Raw genomic sequence first — 1553 nt, 5'->3', positions numbered from 1 at the left:
CCGCCCGGCACCAGCGCGTCAGGTACTCCTCGGTCCGTGAGATCGTGGTTTCGCGATCCCGGGCCTCCTCGCTCAACTCGTCGGCGCGCATCCGGTGTTTTGTCTGCTGGATCGCGACGGCGACAGAGTTTGCCACCGACCCGACGAACTCGGCGACATCCGGGCGCGCCAGAGGCCCCGTCCCGGCGACGACCACGAGCCCACACGGATTAATCGGTACCGCGAGCGTCGGGATGCCGGTATCGTCGACGAACCATTCTCGCTCCTGTGTCGCAAACGCCTGCCAGAACGCCGAGTCGTCGGGCGTCACTGTCTCGGGAACCGCCCCCACTCCGTCGGCGGCGGCTGCTATCCGTTCGAGAGCGCCGGCCGCGTCGTTCCAACAGTACATATGTACCGAGTCGGTTCCGGTGCCCGCAGCGACTGCCTCTACCCCGGCATCACACGCCTCCGCTTGTGTGTGGACGTCAAGCAGGTCTGCCGTGAGCTGCGATAACGCCGTCAGCCGCCGAGCACCGTCGCCGGACGGTGTCGACAGAACGTGTGCGGTCGTGTGGACGTACGTCGACCCGTTCGTCTCAACCGGATGGCTCGCGAACTCGACGGAGCGTTCCTCGCCGTCGGCCCGGCAGATTGTTGCCCGACACAGCTCCGACGCTCCGGTCGCGGCGCGGTCGAGTTGTTCACACACCGCCTCGGTCGCGCCTGCCCGGCACAGCACAGACAGATTGCTGCCGAGCAGTTCCTCGCGCTCGCGACCGGTCAACTCAAGAGCGGTCCGGTTGACGGCGATGAGCGTTCCGTCGGGCGCGCTGACGAACGCCGCCTCATCCGATTGGTCGAACGACGCGCCGACGAGGTCGTCGACGACCGGGGGCCGGCAGCGGTCGATGCGAGCCAGCGCCGTCTCGAGCGTCGCCGCGAGCCCTTCAGCGACAGTCACCGCTGCGTCATCGAACCCGTCACGGTCGGTCGTCCCGACAGCGAGCAGGTGGGCGCGATCAACCGGAACGAGCAGTTCGGCACGAAGCGGGTCGGCGGCGAGCGTCGACCAGTCGACAGATGAGTCGACGACGGTTGTCGTGCCGTTGACTGGGTCGCACACGTGAACACTCACGATCGGGTGGTCGAGGGCCGCCTCCGCTAGTTCGATCGTGTGACCGACGGCGGCGGCGGCGTCGCCGTGCGCGCGTGCGAGATCCGCCGAGAACCGAACCAGCGGACACGGAGAATGGTGGAGTAAAACGCGCATACCACTCTTATTATATTCCATAACAGGATAATTACCTTTCGATCGCGCGTGTATTTGACGGGCAGTCGGTCGCCGCGACAGCCAGTGATGGGCGGGTCGTTTCGGGTCTGTGATATCGACTCCGGTCGCAACCCGCGTCGGTCACCGCCGGACAAACGCCCGGCGGTCGCCTCCCGGTCCGATCGATTGTCGGTGACTCTTCGAGGCGCACGTTCACGGCGTCGGTCGCTCGGCGATACAACGGGGCTCGTCCGGTTCTGTCCCATCCGTAAGGTGTGCTTCGAGCAGTCCGACGGCGACC

2 protein-coding genes are annotated in these 1553 nt (G+C 66.3%); both read right to left on the bottom strand.

What is annotated here, in order from left to right; translation table 11 throughout:
• Positions 1-1273 (bottom strand): PAS domain-containing protein (locus J07HQW2_RS01015; RefSeq protein ID WP_048075052.1); only part of this gene is annotated, 1273 nt, incomplete at its 3' end.
• 10 nt (positions 1274-1283) lie between these two features.
• Positions 1284-1553, bottom strand: a 270-nt coding sequence (locus tag J07HQW2_RS16950; protein ID WP_303703851.1) for a hypothetical protein, incomplete at its 5' end; no start/stop codon positions are given.

Origin of the sequence: Haloquadratum walsbyi J07HQW2 (genome assembly GCF_000415985.1) — an archaeon.
In the GTDB taxonomy this organism is placed as follows: Archaea; Halobacteriota; Halobacteria; order Halobacteriales; family Haloferacaceae; genus Haloquadratum; species Haloquadratum walsbyi_B.
Note: the sequence above shows the minus strand (reverse complement) of the source record. Positions and strands in the feature narration are given on the sequence as shown.